The 16,956-nt window shown below is 67.1% G+C and carries 16 protein-coding genes; 7 read left to right on the top strand and 9 right to left on the bottom strand.

Annotated elements, in window-relative coordinates; all coding sequences use genetic code 11:
- Positions 1–55: 55 nt before the first annotated feature.
- Complete coding sequence (locus GGC64_RS07725) at positions 56–1,471, bottom strand: NAD(P)H-quinone dehydrogenase (protein WP_192721805.1); 1,416 nt, start codon at positions 1,469–1,471, stop codon at positions 56–58.
- Between the two features lie 65 nt (positions 1,472–1,536).
- Here GGC64_RS07725 and GGC64_RS07730 point away from each other — a divergent pair, with 65 nt between their 5' ends.
- Positions 1,537–2,013, top strand: coding sequence for a gamma-glutamylcyclotransferase (locus GGC64_RS07730; RefSeq protein WP_192721806.1), 477 nt, complete (start codon positions 1,537–1,539; stop codon positions 2,011–2,013).
- Between the two features lie 68 nt (positions 2,014–2,081).
- Here the strand turns inward: GGC64_RS07730 and GGC64_RS07735 are convergent, their stop codons facing one another.
- The 3 genes from GGC64_RS07735 to GGC64_RS07745 form a co-directional block, all read right to left on the bottom strand.
- Entirely contained in the window at positions 2,082–2,969 is an 888-nt protein-coding gene (locus GGC64_RS07735) for a hypothetical protein (RefSeq protein WP_192721807.1), read from the bottom strand.
- A gap of 140 nt (positions 2,970–3,109) precedes the next feature.
- Positions 3,110–4,279 carry an amidohydrolase gene (locus tag GGC64_RS07740; RefSeq protein WP_192721808.1) on the bottom strand — a complete coding sequence of 390 codons (1,170 nt, stop codon included), beginning with the start codon at positions 4,277–4,279 and terminating at the stop codon, positions 3,110–3,112.
- Entirely contained in the window at positions 4,276–5,457 is a 1,182-nt protein-coding gene (locus GGC64_RS07745) for a M20 family metallopeptidase (protein ID WP_192721809.1), read from the bottom strand. Before GGC64_RS07745 ends, GGC64_RS07740 begins: the two co-directional genes overlap by 4 nt.
- Positions 5,458–5,514: 57 nt before the next feature.
- Between GGC64_RS07745 and GGC64_RS07750 the strand changes: the two genes are divergently transcribed.
- On the top strand, positions 5,515–6,309 hold the full coding sequence (locus GGC64_RS07750; RefSeq protein WP_192721810.1) for a purine-nucleoside phosphorylase: 795 nt from the start codon (positions 5,515–5,517) through the stop codon (positions 6,307–6,309).
- Here the strand turns inward: GGC64_RS07750 and GGC64_RS07755 are convergent.
- A complete protein-coding gene (locus GGC64_RS07755; RefSeq protein ID WP_192721811.1) occupies positions 6,255–7,367 on the bottom strand; it encodes an AbrB family transcriptional regulator in 1,113 nt (370 codons plus the stop codon). The two genes, GGC64_RS07750 and GGC64_RS07755, sit on opposite strands and share 55 nt — an antisense overlap.
- Positions 7,368–7,466: 99 nt before the next feature.
- On the opposite strand from GGC64_RS07755, the gene GGC64_RS07760 reads away from it, so the two are divergent.
- On the top strand, positions 7,467–7,919 hold the full coding sequence (locus GGC64_RS07760) for a MarR family winged helix-turn-helix transcriptional regulator (protein ID WP_192721812.1): 453 nt from the start codon (positions 7,467–7,469) through the stop codon (positions 7,917–7,919).
- Positions 7,916–9,571, top strand: coding sequence for a phospho-sugar mutase (locus tag GGC64_RS07765; protein ID WP_192721813.1), 1,656 nt, complete (start codon positions 7,916–7,918; stop codon positions 9,569–9,571). The genes GGC64_RS07760 and GGC64_RS07765 overlap by 4 nt, the downstream gene beginning before the upstream one ends.
- Here GGC64_RS07765 and upp read toward each other — a convergent pair.
- Positions 9,568–10,191 (bottom strand): uracil phosphoribosyltransferase, encoded by a 624-nt coding sequence (gene upp / locus GGC64_RS07770; RefSeq protein ID WP_192721814.1) that lies wholly within the window; start codon positions 10,189–10,191, stop codon positions 9,568–9,570. The two genes, GGC64_RS07765 and upp, sit on opposite strands and share 4 nt — an antisense overlap.
- A 49-nt stretch (positions 10,192–10,240) precedes the next feature.
- On the opposite strand from upp, the gene GGC64_RS07775 reads away from it, so the two are divergent.
- Together GGC64_RS07775 and GGC64_RS07780 are read left to right on the top strand one after the other, a co-directional pair.
- Positions 10,241–10,534 carry a type VII secretion target gene (locus tag GGC64_RS07775; RefSeq protein ID WP_192721815.1) on the top strand — a complete coding sequence of 98 codons (294 nt, stop codon included), beginning with the start codon at positions 10,241–10,243 and terminating at the stop codon, positions 10,532–10,534.
- Positions 10,534–11,625 carry a C40 family peptidase gene (locus GGC64_RS07780; RefSeq protein WP_192721816.1) on the top strand — a complete coding sequence of 364 codons (1,092 nt, stop codon included), beginning with the start codon at positions 10,534–10,536 and terminating at the stop codon, positions 11,623–11,625. The genes GGC64_RS07775 and GGC64_RS07780 overlap by 1 nt, the downstream gene beginning before the upstream one ends.
- Here the strand turns inward: GGC64_RS07780 and GGC64_RS07785 are convergent.
- Positions 11,598–12,200, bottom strand: a complete 603-nt coding sequence (locus tag GGC64_RS07785) for a TetR/AcrR family transcriptional regulator (RefSeq protein ID WP_192721817.1) — start codon at positions 12,198–12,200, stop codon at positions 11,598–11,600. The two genes, GGC64_RS07780 and GGC64_RS07785, sit on opposite strands and share 28 nt — an antisense overlap.
- A gap of 73 nt (positions 12,201–12,273) precedes the next feature.
- On the opposite strand from GGC64_RS07785, the gene GGC64_RS07790 reads away from it, so the two are divergent.
- Complete coding sequence (locus tag GGC64_RS07790) at positions 12,274–12,996, top strand: hypothetical protein (protein ID WP_192721818.1); 723 nt, start codon at positions 12,274–12,276, stop codon at positions 12,994–12,996.
- A gap of 121 nt (positions 12,997–13,117) precedes the next feature.
- On the opposite strand, the gene GGC64_RS07795 is transcribed toward GGC64_RS07790, so the two are convergent.
- Positions 13,118–13,732, bottom strand: coding sequence for a DUF6636 domain-containing protein (locus GGC64_RS07795; protein ID WP_192721819.1), 615 nt, complete (start codon positions 13,730–13,732; stop codon positions 13,118–13,120).
- Between the two features lie 41 nt (positions 13,733–13,773).
- The gene (locus GGC64_RS07800) at positions 13,774–16,944 is read right to left on the bottom strand and encodes an AAA family ATPase (RefSeq protein ID WP_192721820.1); all 3,171 of its coding nucleotides are present in this window, start codon (positions 16,942–16,944) and stop codon (positions 13,774–13,776) included.
- Between the last annotated feature and the right edge of the window lie 12 nt (positions 16,945–16,956).

Here is a 16,956-nt window from a genome sequence, read left to right on the forward strand (position 1 = left end):
GTCGAATGGATCCTTGTTACTCGTCGGTACGTTTCCATTCACAGGTTACTGGCGATCAGTCCAGATCGTCGTGCGCCATCAACCGTCGCGCCGCCTCGACGATCGAGCCGGACAGCGAGGGATACACCGAAAGCGTCTGCGCAAGGTCGGTGACCGTGAGGTTGTTCTGCACCGACAGCGCGATCGGCAGGATCAGCTCAGAGGCGATCGGTGCGACCACAACGCCGCCGATCACCACACCCGTCGCCGGCCGGCAGAAGATCTTCACAAAACCCAGCCGCAGCAGGGACATCTTCGCTCTGGCGTTGGTGTTCAGCGGCAGCATCAGCGTGCGGGCGGCCACCGTGCCGTCGTCGATCCGGGACTGCGGCACGCCGACGGCGGCGATCTCCGGCCTGGTGAACACCGCAGCCGCCACCGTCCGCAGCCGGATCGGGCTGACCGCCTCGCCTAGCGCGTGATACATCGCGATGCGGCCCTGCATGGCCGCCACCGACGCCAGTGGCAGCAGCCCGGTGCAGTCGCCTGCCGCATAGATGCCCGCCGCGGAGGTCCGCGAGACGCGGTCGACGGTCAGGTAGTTGCCCGGCCCCAGTTCGATGCCGACGTTCTCCAGACCCAGCCGCGAGGTGTTGGGCACCGAACCGACGGTCATCAGCGCGTGGCTGCCCTCGACGGTTCGCCCGTCGGCCATCGTCACGAGCACGCCGTCTTCTGTCCGGGTCACCGATTCCGCTCGCGCGTTCTTCACCAACCGGACGCCGCGTTCGGCGAACGCCTCTTCCAGCACCGCGGCCGCGTCGGAGTCCTCGTGCGGCAGGATCTGGTCGCGGCTGGCCACCACCGTCACGGGGACGCCGAGTTCGGTGTAGGCGTTACAGAACTCGGCGCCGGTGACGCCGGAGCCGACGATGATGAGGTGCTTGGGCAGCTCGTGAAGGTCGTAGAGCTGGCGCCAGTTCAGAATTCGTTCGCCGTCGGGCACGGCGTTGGGCAGCACGCGGGGGCTGGCGCCGGTGGCGATCAGCACGACGTCGGCCTTCAGCGTCGCGACCCTGCCGTCGACGGTCGTGACCTTCACCCGGTGCTGAGCCAGGCCCGAGGAGTCGTCGACCAGTTCGCCATGTCCCTGCACCACATTGACGCCCGCGCGCAGCAGCTGATGGCCGATATCGGTCGACTGCGACTTGGCCAGGGTCTTCACTCGGTTGTGGATCTGGTCCAGCGAGATCTTGGCGTCCTCGATCGCGATGTCGAACCCCAGCGGTGACGCGCGGCGCAGTTCGGTGCGCACTCCGGTCGATGCGATCAACGTCTTCGAGGGCACGCAGTCCCAGAGCACGCAGGCGCCGCCGATGCCGTCGGAGTCCACGACGGTGACCTCAGCCACCTGTCGTCCCCTCGCGGCCGCGACGAGCGCCGCCTCATAGCCGGCGGGCCCGCCGCCGATGATCACGATGCGGGTAGCCACGGCCTAAACCTAGCCAAGCGTGCCGTTGATCGCGCAGCCAGTGAGCGAACCTCTAGGCTTTCCCCGTGCCGCTATACGCCGCGTACGGATCGAACATGCATCCGGAGCAGATGCTGGAGCGCGCTCCCCATTCCCCGATGGCGGGAACCGGGTGGCTGCACGGCTGGCGGTTGACGTTCGGCGGCGAGGACATCGGTTGGGACGGCGCACTGGCCACCGTCGTGCAGGACCCGGATTCGAAGGTCTTCGTCGTGCTCTACGACATGACGCGCGAAGACGAGGAGAACCTGGACCGCTGGGAAGGTTCAGAACTCGGCATCCACAAGAAGATCCGATGTCGGGTCGAGCGCACGTCGTCCGACACCACTACCGATCCGGTGCTCGCGTGGCTGTATGTCGTCGACGCGTGGGAGGGCGGCATACCGTCGGCGCGCTACCTCGGCGTGATGGCCGACGCCGCCGAAATCGCCGGTGCGCCAGCGGAATACGTCCACGACCTGCGCACCCGCCCAGCACGCAACATCGGCCCCGGCACCTCGTAACTCCCCTTTCCCGCGACCGACCGTGTCTGTACGCGACACGCCGCTGTTTGTTGGCATTTTGCGGTCGCTCACGCGGCGCGAACGCGGCGAAGTTGTCGGTCGATGCGGTTAACAAAGTCCCACGTCCGGTATCTGACGTCCTCGAACACGATTGGTATGACAGTCCATCGCACGTCCTGCAGGGCTGCTTGTCGTCTGCGATCGCGTCGCATGGCTTCAGCGCCGCTGTGCCAGTCTTCGCCGTCGTATTCCACCGCGACGCGTTCCTCTGGCCAGGCGAAATCAACGCGGCGCAGTTCGCCATTCCCGTCGATGATCTCGTATTGCAGCTCAGGCATCGGCAGGCCGCCGTCGATCATGGCCAACCTCGCCTCGCTTTCCATCGGCGACTCAGCTCGCCCGTCGGCCAGCGGGATCAACTCGCGAACGGCGACTATGCCCCGCCGTCCCGCTTGTTCGGCAGCAGCCCGCGTCAAATCGACGTGTTGGCACGACCCGCTACGTAAAGCAGCATCCAACGTCGCCAGGGCACGGGGCCGGCGAAGGCTGCGAGCGACTTCGACCGCCGTCCATGCAGGCGATGTGGCGAGACGCTCGCTCACCTTGACCAGCGGTGCGCCGTCGCGGCGGTGCACGACGAGCCCGTCTGCCGAGCGCAGCCGAGAGCCTGTCGGACTGAGTACATGGAGATCGGCAGGCTGCTCCGTGTCGAACCCGTGAAGTGCTGCCGCCGTACCAAGGCAAACCGGGACAGCGGTACCGCAGGCATGATTCAGACCACGCAACCGTGTTAGGTCGTCCGGCTCGCCACGGCAGTAGATTCCCTGCCATATCCGTTCCAGCACACCGGAATTCACCATCGCCTCGAAGCCGCGACGTGTTGTGTAGTTCAGGATCTGGCCGCTGCTCGCGACTCCATGCTGGCGATCGAACAACGCGTCGAGCTCCGGTGGCATGACTTAGATCGTCACGGCCCCAACCGCACCGAGGCAGCAGATACCACGCTAGCTGTGGATAACTACCGCCGAGCGACCGCAAAATGCCAACGGATCACGGTGTGTCGACGTACAGACACGGTCGCTCGCGAGAAGGCGGGTTAGAACTGGGCGGCTTGGTCGATGATGTTGACCAGCACGCGAACCCCGACTGCCAGCGACCGCTCATCCAAGTCGAACGTTGGCTGGTGCAAGTCGAGCTGCGGGCCGCGGCCCGACCACACACCGAGGCGTGCCATCGCGCCGGGCACCTCCTCGAGATACCAGGAGAAGTCTTCGCCGCCGCCGGACTGACGGGTGTCGCACAGCACGTCGGGGCCGATCGCCTCGACCGCATGCATCAGGATGCGCGTCGAGATCTCTTCGTTGACCACCGGCGGCACACCCCGGCGGTACAGCAGGCTGTGCTCGATGCCCAGCGGCTGCATCAGCGACGAAACGATCTCGCGCACAATCGATTCCAGCGAATCCCAGGTGTCGCGGCTGGCCGTGCGGATGGTGCCGGCCAGCGTGCCGGTCTGCGGGATCGCGTTCGCGGCCACCCCCGCATTCACCGCGCCCCACACCATCACCGTGCTGTTTCGCGGGTCGATGCGGCGCGACAAGATTCCGGGCACTCCGGTGATCAGCGTGCCGAGCCCGTACACCAAGTCACCGGTCAGGTGCGGGCGCGACGTGTGCCCGCCGTGCGACTGCAGCGTCACCTCGAGCTGGTCGGCGGCCGACGTGATCGGCCCCGGCCGCAACGCGACCTTCCCGACGGCCAGCCGCGGGTCGCAATGCAGCGCGAAGATGCGTGACACCCCGGTCAGCGCCCCGGCCGCGATCGCGTCGATCGCGCCGCCAGGCATCAACTCCTCGGCCGCCTGGAAGATCAGCCGCACGCCGACCGGCAGTTCGGGCACCGACGCCAGCGCCAGCGCAGCGCCGAGCAGCACCGCGGTGTGCGCGTCGTGGCCGCAGGCGTGCGCGACGTTGGGCACCACCGACGCGTACGGCGCACCCGTGCGCTCGGCCATCGGCAGCGCGTCCATATCGGCGCGCAGTGCGATCCGCGGCCCGTGCTCGGGCCCGAAGTCGCAGGTCAGCCCCGTTCCACCGGGCAGCACCTTCGGATTGAGACCCGCATCGGCCAGATGCGAGGCGACAAACTGCGTGGTGGCGAACTCCTGTCGGCCCAGCTCCGGATGCGCGTGGATGTGCCTGCGCCAGGCGACCATGTCGTCGTAGTGGGTGTCCAGCCACAGTTCGGTGGCGTCAACGAGGCTCATGACGCCCGCCTCGCCTGCAGTGCCAGCACCCGCTCCCGCTCAGCCGGTGTTTCGGCCAGGCTGACGACGGTGCGGGCGAGCATGATCGCGCCTTCGACGACGGCCTTGTCGGCGCTGGGGCTCGCCGCCGCCGCGGTGAATGCCGGCTGGTGAATCGACGCGCCACCCGCCTCGACGCCGACGATCGGGTGGATGCCCGGCATCACCTGCGTGACGTTGCCCATGTCGGTGCTGCCCAGCGGCAACGCGGCTTCGAGATCGATGGCCACCGGGTTGCGGCCCAGCCGCACCATCTCTTCGCGGAACACCGACGACAGCCACGGGTCGGGCGCCAGCTCGGCATATGCGGGCGCGGTCTCGGTCACGGTGTGCGTGCAGCCGGTGCCGACGGATCCAGCGGCGAAGCAGCCGGCCATCTTGTCCTCGAGATCGTGCAGCGACTCGGAGTTCACGGCACGCATCGTGTAGCGCAGCTCGGCCCGCGCCGGAATGACGTTGGTGGCCTGCCCGCCTTCGGTGACGATGCCGTGCACCATTTGACCCGGCACCAGGTGCTGTCGCAGCAGACCGATGGCCACCTGCGCGACCGTGACCGCGTCGGCGGCGTTGACGCCGAGATACGGCGCGACGGCCGCATGCGACTCCTTACCGCTGTACCGCACCGTCACCTCCGACAGCGCCAACGAGCGTGCGGCCGCGATGTCGATGGGACCGGGATGCAGCATCACCGTCGCCGCGATGTCGTCGAACGTTCCCGCCTTGAGCAGCAACGCTTTTCCGCCGCCGGCCTCTTCGGCGGGCGTACCGATCAGCGCCACGGTCAGGCCCAGCTCGTCGGCCACCTCCGCCAATGCCAGCGCCGTGCCGACCGCCGAGGCGGCGATGATGTTGTGCCCGCAGGCATGTCCGATGCCCGGCAGCGCGTCGTACTCGGCGCAGATGCCGACGACAAGCGGACCGCTGCCGTAGTCGGCGCGAAACGCTGTGTCCAGGCCGCCTGCCGATGCGGTGATCTGAAACCCGCGCTCGGCCACCAAGGCCTGGGTCTTGGCGCAGCTGCGGTGTTCGGCGAAGGCGAGTTCGGGCTCGGCATGGATCGAGTGCGACAGTTCCACCAGATCACCGCTGCGTCGGTTGACGGCGTCTTCGACGCTTATCGACGCGGTGGCGGTGGGCATCTCAGCAGTATCTCACTGTCCCGACGACTAGCTGGCCGACGGCTAAGCTCGCAAACCGTGACAAGCCCGGCAGCGGTGGCGCAAGAAGCGGCGAGCGCCATCCGCGAGCGCACCGGCGTCGACGCGCACGACGTCGCCGTCATCCTCGGTTCGGGCTGGGCGCCCGCCGTGGCGCAGCTGGGCGACCCGGTGGCGGTGGTGCCGATGGCCGAGTTGCCGGGGTTCGTCGCGCCGACGGCCGCGGGTCATCGCGGGGAGGTGTTGTCGCTGCATGTCGGCCCGCACCGGGTCGTGGTGTTCGTCGGCCGCATTCACGCCTACGAAGGCCATGAGTTGCGCCATGTCGTGCACCCCGTGCGGACGGCCTGCGCCGCCGGGGCGCGCACCGTCCTGCTGACCAACGCAGCCGGCGGACTGCGCGCCGACTACACCGTCGGCCAACCCGTGCTGATCAGCGACCACCTCAACCTCACCGCCAGGTCTCCCCTGGTCGGAGCGCAGTTCGTCGACCTGACCGACGCCTACTCGTCGCGGCTGCGGAGACTCGCCCGGGAAATCGATCCGGCCCTGGCCGAGGGCGTCTACGCCGCGCTGCCGGGACCGCATTACGAGACGCCCGCCGAGATCCGGATGCTGCGCACGCTTGGCGCGGACCTGGTCGGGATGTCGACCGTGCACGAGACCATTGCGGCGCGCGCCGCCGGTGCGCAGGTGCTGGCGATATCCCTGGTGACGAATCTGGCGGCGGGGATGACGGGACAGCCGCTGAGCCACGAGGAAGTTCTCGAGGCGGGCCGTCAATCCGCGACGCGGATGGGCTCTCTGCTCGGCTCGGTGATCGCGCGGCTCTGACGGCCGAATCGCTTGCTGATCCACACCACGGTGCGCGCCATCAGCGGTGCGGCGAACAGCATCAGAAGGATGCGCACCACCTGCGCGGCGATGATGAACGTGACGTTGGACCCGGTCTCGACGGCGGTGGCGAGCACCGCGTAGACCCCGCCTGGACTGGTGGCGAGGTAGCCCTCCAACGGCGTCAGCCCGGTGAAGTGTGCCAGCAACACACCGAGGCCGGCCGTCGCGACGCCGAGCGCGACGATCAGACCGATCGCGGCGGGCAGCATGCGGCCGATGGCGCGCAGCGATTCTCTGGTGAACGCCAGCCCGGCCTGCCAGCCGATCACCATGTAGCCGGCCTGAACCAACACCATCGGCACGGCCAACCCGAACGACAGGCCGGTGACCTCCAAGGCGACCGTCAGCGCCATCGGGCCAAGCAGCCCCGCGCCAGGGAGCCGGACCAGCTTGCCGACCGCGGCGCCGACGAGCACCAGACCTACGAGCATTGCGACGCTCAAATACCAAGGGGCTGAATCTGTTTCAGCGACGGGCGCGGCGCCGTGCGACTTGTCGGCGTGATAGATCAACGTCACCACCACCGGCATCGACGCGGTCACCAGGCCGACGCGCAGATATTGCACGACGGACACGACGCGGTCGTCGCCGCCCAGTTCGCGGGCGATGGCCACCAAACCTGATGCGCCGCCTGCCACGAGCGCCAGCGATCCGGTCAGCGGCGTGACGTCACGGTGCAACCCGAGCAGTGCGCCCGCGACGACGCTGAGCAAGAGGGTGGCGACGGCGATCGCCACAACGATCGGCCAGTCATTGCCCAGTGCGCCGACAGCGTCTTCGTGGACCATCGTCCCGATGTAGACGCCCAACACGCCTTGCGCCGCGACGCCACCGGGGCGCGGTATCCGGGCGGGCGCCAGTGAGGTCAGCGCCAGCACGATGCCGACGACCAGTGCGGCGAACAGCGCTGCCGAGGGCACTCCGACGCGAGTGAGGGGGACGGTGACCGCGACCGTCACCGCTATCAGTAAGGCCCACCTGAGCGTCCGTCGCATCCACGCCATATCGATTACAAGTATGCCCTTGCTATTCGGCCGCCTGCAACATGCAGTGATAGGCGTGACACACAGGCTTTGCCAAGGTATACCTTGGTTATGACGCGTGTGGACTCCCCGGCCACCGAACTGCGGGAATCGATGATGGCGGTGACGCGGCAGATGCGCAGGCACCGCCCCGACCACGGCCTGACGCTGAGCCAGATGGAGCTGATCGGCGAGGTCAGCCGCACCGGCGTCACCACACCTGCCGAGCTCGCGAGCCGGTTGCACGTCCGGGTGCAGTCACTGACCGACAGCATCAACGAACTGGTTAGCCGTGACCTCATCGTGCGCCGCCCCGACGAAGCGGATCGGCGACGGCAGCTCATCGAGCTCACCGACGCCGGGACCGCGCTGCTGGAAGCCGACCGCGCCGAACGGGATGCGTGGTTGAACGCGACCATGCGCGACAACCTCACACCGTTGGAATTCGACCTGCTGATGCTCGTCGCCCCGGTGCTTCGCAAGCTCGCTTACGCCGACGCGAAAGCGGGCACACTAGCCGTATGACTTCTTCGCCGCGCCAGGCGAGTATGGCGCCGCCGTCGGTCGCGCAGGAGTGGATCTCGCACGACCCCGATCCGAAGACCGCGGCCGAGCTAGCGGCGCTCAGCGAGGACGAACTCGAGGAGCGCTTCGCGCAGTCGCTGACATTCGGAACCGCGGGCTTGCGGGGTCCTTTGCGGGGTGGGCCCAGCGGAATGAACCTGGCGGTCGTTCTTCGGACGACGTGGGCGGTCGCCAAGGTGCTCAAGGCGCACGGCATGGCGGGAAAGCCGGTGGTGGTCGGACGCGATGCCCGCCACGGCTCCGAGGACTTCGCCCTGGCTGCTGCGGAAGTCCTTGCTGCCGAAGGCTTTGCAGTGACCTTGATGTTCGTGGCAGTGCCGACTCCTGTGGTGGCGTTCGCCGTACGTCACAACCGCGCGGCCGCGGGCATCCAGATCACCGCCTCGCACAACCCGCCCTCCGACAACGGCTACAAGGTTTACTTCGACGGCGGTTTTCCGATCGTGCCGCCCATCGACGAGGAGATCGAACGGGCCGTCGCGGAAGCGCCGCACGCGGACGAGATTGCGCGTCGGGACGTCACGCCATCAGGTGTGGACGCGGTTCAGCACTACATCGACCGCGCGGCGCACGTCCGGCACACACACGGGTCGGTGCGCGTGGCGTTGACGCCGTTGCACGGCGTCGGCGGTGAGTTCGCAATGGACGCCTTGGTGCGCGCCGGGCTCAGCGACATCCACGTCGTCGAAAGCCAATTCGCGCCTGATCCCGACTTTCCGACCGTGGACTTCCCCAACCCGGAAGAGCCAGGCGCGGTCGACGAGCTGCTGAAGCTGGCCGGCGAGGTAAACGCCGACGTCGCCATCGCGCTCGATCCCGACGCCGACCGGTGCGCGGTGGGCGTGCCGACCCCGCAGGGTTGGCGCATGCTCACGGGCGACGAAACCGGTTGGCTGCTGGGCGATTACATCCTTTCGCAGATCGATCCCGGCCCGGTCACCGAAGCCATCGCGGTGGCCAGCTCGGTGGTGTCTTCGCGGATGCTGGCCACTATCGCCAAGGACCACGGCGCCAGGCAGATCGAGACACCGACCGGATTCAAGTGGTTGTCGAGGGCCGATGTCGGCCGACCAGGTTGCACACTGGTCTACGCCTATGAAGAGGCGATCGGCCACTGCGTCGACCCAGGCGCGGTCCGCGACAAGGACGGCATCAGCACAATGGTGTTGATCTGCGATCTCGTTGCGGCACTGCGGGATCAGGGCCGGACGATGCTCGACGCCCTCGATGAGCTCGCCCGTCGCCATGGGGTGCACACCACCACTGCGGTATCGCGGCGAGTCGCCGACGTCGACGAGGCCGAAGCGGTGATGGCCAGGCTGCGTGCGACACCGCCAGATCGGTTGGCCGGGTTCGAGGTAGCGGCGACGGATCTGCTGCATGAGCCGGGAGACCTGCGAACCGACGCGCTGGTCTTCTTCGGTGGCGATGACGAAGTCTGGGTCCGTATGGTCGTCCGGCCGTCCGGCACCGAGCCAAAGGTCAAGTCCTACATAGAGGTTCGCTGCGCCCACGCGAATAACCTCGAGGAGACGCGCACGAAGGCACGGGCGATCCGGGACGAGCTGGTGTCCGTCGCCCAGCAGTTCTAACGCGGGCCGAACTGCCGGTCGCCGGCGTCACCGAGACCCGGCACGATGTAGGCGATGTCGTTGAGCTGATCGTCGATGGTGGCGGTGAAGAGCCGCAGGTCCGGTGCGACCTTCTCCAGCGCCGCAATGCCTTCGGGTGCACAGACGACACAAATGGCCGTGATGTCTGCGGCGTTGCGGGAATGCAACAAACCGATCGTGTGCGCCATCGAGCCGCCGGTCGCCAGCATCGGGTCGAGCACCATCACCGGCTGTGCGCTCAGGTCGTCGGGCAGCGACTCCAAATACGGTGTTGGCTCGTGGGTTTCCTCGTCGCGGGCTACTCCGACGAAACCGACGCGGGCCTCCGGAATCAACGCGTGGGCCTGATCGACCATGCCCAGCCCGGCGCGCAGCACCGGCACCAACAGGGGCGGGTTGGCCAACCGGCAGCCGGTGGTCTCCGCCAGCGGTGTTCGCACGGGGATGGTTTCGCAGGCGATGTCGCGCGTCGCCTCGTACACCAACATCAGCGTCAGATCGCGCAGCGCGGCACGGAACGCCGCGTTGTCGGTGCGCTCATCTCGCAGGGTGGTCAGCCGTGCGGCGGCCAGTGGGTGGTCGACGACGCGCACATCCATGGGCCGACCCTAGTGGAACCGAACGGTCGCCGCGGCCGTCCTAACACCCATGTTCGCCGATACCGATGCCGTCCGCGCCCTCGGCGCCGCCAACTCGGCGCACGCGGCAGATCTCGCGAAAGTTGCGACCACCATGTCGTCGATTCCGGCGGCCACGGCGACGCTGGGCCCCGTCGGCGCCCGCTTTGTAGCAGCACTCGCCGAGGCCACCGCTGACGCGGCGCGCGCGGTCACGGCGCTGGCCGACCGCCTGGAGGCCGGAGGACACACGGCGAGCGCATCGGCGGCCGCGTACGAGAATGCCGACGAGCGCACCGGGATCCGGGTGTCCGGGGTGTACTGATGCCGAGTGCCCTGGTCGCGGCGCTGGCGGCGCCGATCCGTGAGGTGCAGGCTCTGGTCGGTCCCGGGTGGTCGGGCGACCCAGCGGGCACGCTGATGGGCGCGCGCGACGCGCTGACCGACGTCTCGGCGGCTGTCCGTCGCGCGTGGCGGCAGTCGGAGGTGGGGTGGTCCGGCACCGGGGCCGACGCCGCGGCGGAGTTCGCGGCCGCGACGGTCGCGGCCGTGGACGCGCTGTCCATGCGCGCCGCCCGTCTCGGCACTATGGCCGATCAAGCGGGTGCGGCGGTCGAACGGGCGCGAGACCGGTTACAAACCATCGTCGAGGAGTTCGAGGCTCGCGCTGCCGCGCTCGAGCCGTATCTGGATTCACCGGGCGGCGTCGAGGGGCTGATGGCCGAGGCGCGCCGGTCGCTCGAAGAGGCCGTCGCGGTGGTCGAGGAGCTTCGGGCCGAGTTGGACGGGCACGCCGCCGCGCTGGCCGCTCCGTCGCCGACGTCCACACCTGCCGCGACGACGCCAGCCGGCATGGGGTCTGCGCCGATGCCGTCGATGCCGATGGGCTCCGGCTCGGGCGGGGGTGCGCCGGTCAGCCCGCTGTCCGGGTTGGGCGGCATGCCGAGTTCGGGCGACCTAGGCGACCTCGCGAAGTTCTCGGGATCTGACACGCCGTTACCGGATGCCGCGGCATTCGGAGATGGCTTCGCAATCCGACTGCCCGATGGCAGCACGGCGATGGCGCCGAATGCCTTGGCCGCCAGCGCGGTTCGGTACGCGCTGACCCAACTCGGCGTGCCGTACCAGTGGGGCGGCACCGCGCCGGGCGTCGGCCTGGATTGTAGCGGGTTGACGCAGTGGGCGTATCACGAAGCGGGACTGGAACTTCCGCGGCTGGCCCAGGAGCAGGACGTCGGCGCGGCCGTGAGTGCGGGTTCGTTGCGGCCGGGTGACCTGGCGGTGTGGGATGGCCACGTCGCGATGATTGTCGGCAACGGCACGATGATCGAGGCAGGTGATCCCGTCAAGCTGTCGCCGATTCGAACCACCAACGCCGGGCAGGGTTTTCAAGGCTTCTGGCGACCGACGGGGTGACCGGCGAAGGCCGCCATGGTCAACCCCACCGACTGTTCGAGTAGCTGATCGTCGATCGGGCGATCCAGCAGCAGCACCCGCAGGTACGCAGGCGCTACGAGGAACTCGACGAACTCGCCGGGGTCGGTGTCGGCGGGCAGCTCCCCGCGCTCAACCGCCCTGCCGATGATGACAGCAGAGCCCGCAAATCTGCTGCGCCAGAAGCTCTTACGGGCCTCGACCGCGCCGCTGTTTCGACTATCGAGGGCGGCAACTGTGCGCAGAATGCGCTCCACCTCTGGCCGTCGGAGCAGGACGAAGATCTGCGAGAGCAGCGCCCGCACGTCACCCTCGAGGGTCCCGGTATCCGGGATCGGGTTCTCGGCGTGTGTGAGGTGCGCGACCGCCGCGGCGGCGAGGTCATGTGTCGTCGGCCAGCGGCGATAGACAGTGGTCTCGGCGACCTCCGCCGCCCGTGCGACGTCGCGCACGTTGAGTCCGTCGTAACCCTCCTTCAGAAGCTGCGCGAGCGCGGCATCGAGGACTTTGACACGAACCCGTTCCGAGCGCCCACCCAGCCGGCGCTGCGTGACCATCGTCACCTCCGTTGACTTGCGCCTACAGACAGCCTAGCGTATCTAACGCAAGTTTTATAGCGTTAGGAACACGGTGTCCACTCCCTCGATCACGGCTCACCTACACGGCGAGACCGTCGCACGCGAGCAGATCCTCGACTGGGAGGATCGGCGAATCAGCGCAGCGGCCCGCAAGCTCGGCGTGCGCGTGCCTGAAGGCGAAGGCGTCGCGACGCGACGCGAAGCGCTGCTGCAGGCAAAGCTTGCGCTCGGGCCCGACGGAATCAGTGCGCGCCTCAAGAACGACACCCGATTGGCAGAACACGTGGCGCGGGTGGGAGCCGGGATGAGCAAGCGACGGCGACTCTGCGTTACGGACCTCCGCATCGGCGACGGCACTGCCGAGCGATTCGTCGAGGCCTTCGAGAGTTGGAGCAATACATCTGACGAAGAAGCAATGCTGCGAGCGTGCCCGGATCACTTCGTGATCCGAACCCGAATCGATGGACGACAGGAAGTTCTGGAGACAACCGGAGGCAGTCCACTGCCGTCCCACTTTTTCATCGACTACGACGATGTTTCGTCTTTGAGGACGCAGGCGGATCCGCGATTTCCCTACCAAATCGCAGGTGTGGCCAGAGCTTCCAATGGCACGGCGATCGGCGGTGTGCGTCACCAATTCCAAGACACCTCGGATGGATTCCACGCTCGCCTGACCGTCGAGTTCCCGCTGCCGACGCTGGACAGAATGGTGTCCGGGCACCGATGGCACCTCGCATGCGAGTTCTCCAACTGGATCGAAGCGGCGCTCGGATGAGCGGCGCACGCTGCACCGATATTGATGCCCAGTCGAGGCGGCTGATCCCGTCAAGCTGTCGCCAATTCGAACTACCAACGCCGGGAACGGTTTTCAGGCCTTCTGGCGACGGACGGGGTGACTACCCGAGTTCCCAACCGTCGCGCGAGATGCGGAAGTAGTGACCCGTGCTGGTGTCGGTGCAAGTCATTCCGGTGAACTCGCTGTCACAGGTGATCGATCCAAAGGATCGTGTCTGGCCGTATGCCAGGGTCTCGTTCACCGGAGGGAACTCTTGGCCGTAGCAGGCGAAGAGGGCGTTGTTGCCCTCGCTGAGCTCGAAGCGGTCGCCCCAGTTCAGATGGCATTCCGGCTCTCGTGGCGGAGCGACCCAGGTGTGTTGAACCACCTCGCAGCGGGCAGCGATCTTGCCGCCCGGGGTGGACAGGCTGCAGTTGATGTTGCCTGACGGCGAGCGGAACGACGCCGGGCCATTCGCTGCTGCTTGCACCACGATCGTCGGTGCTGGCGCAGGCGCCGGTGCAGGGGCCGGCGCGGGTGCCGGTGCCGCCACCGTCACGGTCACGGGGGCCGGTGCAGGTGCGGGCGTCGCGGTAACCGTGACCGTCGGTGCCGCTACCGGGGTTGGGCTGTCGGATGCGGGATGGGTCGAGCCGGCCGACGAAGAGCACCCAGCCAGGGTCAACGCGGCGAGCGCGACGAGCCAAAGCTGCGGACGGTACAGGTTCTCTCTCATGCGAAGAAGGATCACGCGAAGGCCTTGGCGAATTCTTGGTGCTACGGCATCGCCCCGGCCCAAGCCACGTGCCCCTCGAAGCCGAACGATTTCGACATGGCTTGATACCGATCGCGGAGGTCGCGGTAGGCCGCCTCGTCACCGTGGACTCGAGCGAGCAGCGCCCGCAGCCGCAGCAGCCAGACATCGCGCGGCGCCAACCCGTCCTCGGCTGGCGCGGCTTCCAACCGTTCGATCGCTGCTTCGGCTTCCGCCACATCGCCGTCGCCCCGGCGATCGACGAGGATCTCCACCAGCGCGCGGGTGGTGAGAAGGCAGTGCGGCAGCTGACCGCTACTGAATGAATCATCGACCGCAGTCCGTAGTACTGCTATCGCTTCCTCACGGTCTCCGCGCCTCGCTCTCTCATAGGCGTTGTACATCAAGACAACTGGCAGTTCGCTCAGGTAATACCGACCCTGGCGGATCATCTCGCCGACCTGGTCAAGCAGTTCCAGTCCACGTTCGCGATCCGCCTCCGAATCCCGATGCAGAAGTACGTGGGCCATTGTTACCCGCGCCGCGCCCAGCGCCACATCATCAGCGCTTCGATCCGCTGTCTGCAGCACATCGGTGATCTGGCGAACCGCGCCGTCATCGGCCAGGCGCAGTCCATGAGCGGTCGTCAGGCCGTATGTCCAGTAGACGATTATCGAGCGCGAGAGCGGGTCGGTGCCTTCGGCCATTGCACCGCCCTTTTCGAGATCCTCGCGCCCACCCGCCTGCCCCAACCAGAGTCGAGCGAGACCTTTTGAAGCCAGCGCCAGGGCTAAAGGTGATCCCAAGCCAATGAAGTTGCCCTTCGTCGGATCACCTTCCGCCAGGTCGATGACGCGCTGGGCCACTTGGTGCACTTGTGCCATCTCGCCCGTCACGATCTTCACCGTGAGCGATCCAGCTGACACCGCGACCGCGAGGGTCGGGTCACCGATCTCCTCGGCCATCGCCTGCGCCTCCGAAACGGTGCGCGATGCTTCACGAACCCGGGCATGAATTGTCTGCTCGCCCGCCAGCCCACCCATCGCGATTGCGAGCGAGGCTTTGTCCCCCGCAGCCAGGCACAATTCGCGCAACTCCTCGAAGCCGGCGTCGGCGGTAGTCACACCGACACGAAAGGAGTTGAGACACATCATGGTGCGGGTGGCGATGCTCAGAGCGGTGCGGTCCGGATCATTGGAAGGTAACGAGTCGGCGATCTCGCGCGCACGTCGCCAACTGACGTACGCGGCGGCGACATCGCGCAGGGCAGACCACGCGGCGGCGCGCATGTGCCAGTCGTAGGCGGCGCGAAGGTCACCGGCGGCGTCCAAGTGCTCTGCAATCAATGCGGCGTTCTCGTCGACCGAATCTGTTCCGCCGCTTTGAATTACAGATGCCAGGCGCCGGTGCCACTCGGATCGATCGTATTTCAATTGCGCCTCATATGCCACTGCACGGATCAGCGGATGGTGGAACGCGTATTCCGCTGTCGGATGAAAACGGACCTGATCGATCAGCTCGGCATGCAGCAGCTCGTCAACCACGGGCTCAATTCCCAGCTCAGTGAGAAGGTCAGTGCCAAAGCGCAACCCGATCACAGCCGCGGCAGCCAGCGTTCGCTTTGCAGCGGGATCCAGCCGGTCGATGCGTGCGCCGATGGTCGCCTGCACGGTGCCAGGAACGGTCACATCACCACCGTCCACCTGACAGATGTAACCGCCACGCTCGCCGTCGAGGACTCCACGCTGAGCGAGCTCCCGCACCATTTCCTCTGCGAAGAATGGATTGCCACGGACGCCGGAGACGACCTTTGCGGCAAGCTCGTCGACGGATGGATCGGCGCCGAGCAGCTCCCGCGTCAGTTGCGTTGTTTCCGAATCAGTAAGCGGGGCAAGGGCGATTGTCTGCGCGCCGTGCATGCGAGACAGGGCTCCCTCATACTCGGGGCGGTAAGTCATCAAGGCCAACGTCGGCGTTTGGCCGATCACGGCAAGCACATCGGCCATCATCGACTCACTGACTTCGTCGATCCAGTGGACGTCCTCGATCACGTAAACAACCGGTTCGGTACGGGCGTGATTTGCGGTATTGATCAACGCCGTCAGCCGACGCCGTCTGGCGTCCGGATCGATCCGGGGCGCAAGCACCTCCGGATCGGCGATGCCCATTAGGTCGTCGAGCAGTAGCAAATCCTCGGGATCGGCGTCGGGAATTCTCGCTCGGAATAGCGCCCGCGCCGTGGCATCGTCCAGCCCCGCTATCCATGCGGCGCGAAAAAGGCCGGCCATTGCATGAAACGGGATCTGGGCGGTGTGGGACTCGCAATAGTGTGAATTCACATAAACCCCGCGGCTCCTGGCGATTCCCACGACTTCACGAACTAGCCGGCTTTTCCCGATTCCCGGCGGCCCGACCACACCGACTACCGAGCCGCGGCCGCTGATCAACCGGTCCAGAAGTCCAGTCAGCGTGTGCAATTCCAGCTCGCGCCCCACCAAGGTCGACTGCGCGATACCCATCCGCTCACGATCAGAAGCGACGCCCAAAAGGCGGTGCGCGAGCACAGGTGTGTCGGCGCCTTTGATCGATACCATCTCCGGCTCACCGAGCACGGCTATCCGATCGACGAGTTGGGCGGTCGAATCGCTCAGCATCACGCCGCCGGGCGGCGCAATGGATTCCATCCGCTGCGCCATCCCTACCTGCTGACCGATGGCGGTGTAACCGATTGCCGCCGAACCGAAGTCACCGGCGATCACCTGGCCTGAGTTCAGGCCGATCCGCAGTTGAAGACCGACCCCGTCGCGTCGCTCGACCTCAGCGGCCAAGCCCTCGACCTCGTGCTGGATGTCCAATGCCGCGAGGCATGCCCGGAAAGCGTGATCCTCGAGCGTGAGGGGCGCGCCGAACACCGCCATGATGCCGTCGCCGGTGAACTGGTCGACGGTCGCGCCATAGCGCTGGACCACCGCCATGGCTCGACTGACCAGTTCGGTCATGATCTCGCGCAGCCGCTCCGCGCCGACGACGGCCGCGATGTTCATCGAGTGCACCACGTCGGCGAAGAGCACGGTGACCTGCTTGTACTCCGCACGCCTGTCGGCCCCACCCATCTGGGCGCCGCAGCCGTGGCAGAACCGCGCATTCTGCAGCGGCTCGGTGCCACACGTCGGGCACGCCGCTATGCCCTTCATCCGACCCCCGCT

It is taken from the genome of Mycobacterium sp. OAS707, assembly GCF_014873705.1.
GTDB lineage: Bacteria > Actinomycetota > Actinomycetes > Mycobacteriales > Mycobacteriaceae > Mycobacterium.

Bases quoted from the DNA above. Each gene is read 5' to 3' on its own strand.
- GGC64_RS07740 (WP_192721808.1), bottom strand. From the start codon at position 4,279: ATGAGCCTCGTTGACGCCACCGAACTGTGGCTGGACACCCACTACGAC.
- upp (WP_192721814.1), bottom strand. From the start codon at position 10,191: ATGGATGTGCGCGTCGTCGACCACCCACTGGCCGCCGCACGGCTGACC.
- GGC64_RS07735 (WP_192721807.1), bottom strand. From the start codon at position 2,969: ATGCCACCGGAGCTCGACGCGTTGTTCGATCGCCAGCATGGAGTCGCG.
- GGC64_RS07760 (WP_192721812.1), top strand. From the start codon at position 7,467: ATGACGCGTGTGGACTCCCCGGCCACCGAACTGCGGGAATCGATGATG.
- GGC64_RS07765 (WP_192721813.1), top strand. From the start codon at position 7,916: ATGACTTCTTCGCCGCGCCAGGCGAGTATGGCGCCGCCGTCGGTCGCG.
- GGC64_RS07800 (WP_192721820.1), bottom strand. From the start codon at position 16,944: ATGAAGGGCATAGCGGCGTGCCCGACGTGTGGCACCGAGCCGCTGCAG.
- GGC64_RS07795 (WP_192721819.1), bottom strand. From the start codon at position 13,732: ATGAGAGAGAACCTGTACCGTCCGCAGCTTTGGCTCGTCGCGCTCGCC.
- GGC64_RS07755 (WP_192721811.1), bottom strand. From the start codon at position 7,367: ATGCGACGGACGCTCAGGTGGGCCTTACTGATAGCGGTGACGGTCGCG.
- GGC64_RS07775 (WP_192721815.1), top strand. From the start codon at position 10,241: ATGTTCGCCGATACCGATGCCGTCCGCGCCCTCGGCGCCGCCAACTCG.
- GGC64_RS07785 (WP_192721817.1), bottom strand. From the start codon at position 12,200: ATGGTCACGCAGCGCCGGCTGGGTGGGCGCTCGGAACGGGTTCGTGTC.
- GGC64_RS07780 (WP_192721816.1), top strand. From the start codon at position 10,534: ATGCCGAGTGCCCTGGTCGCGGCGCTGGCGGCGCCGATCCGTGAGGTG.
- GGC64_RS07745 (WP_192721809.1), bottom strand. From the start codon at position 5,457: ATGCCCACCGCCACCGCGTCGATAAGCGTCGAAGACGCCGTCAACCGA.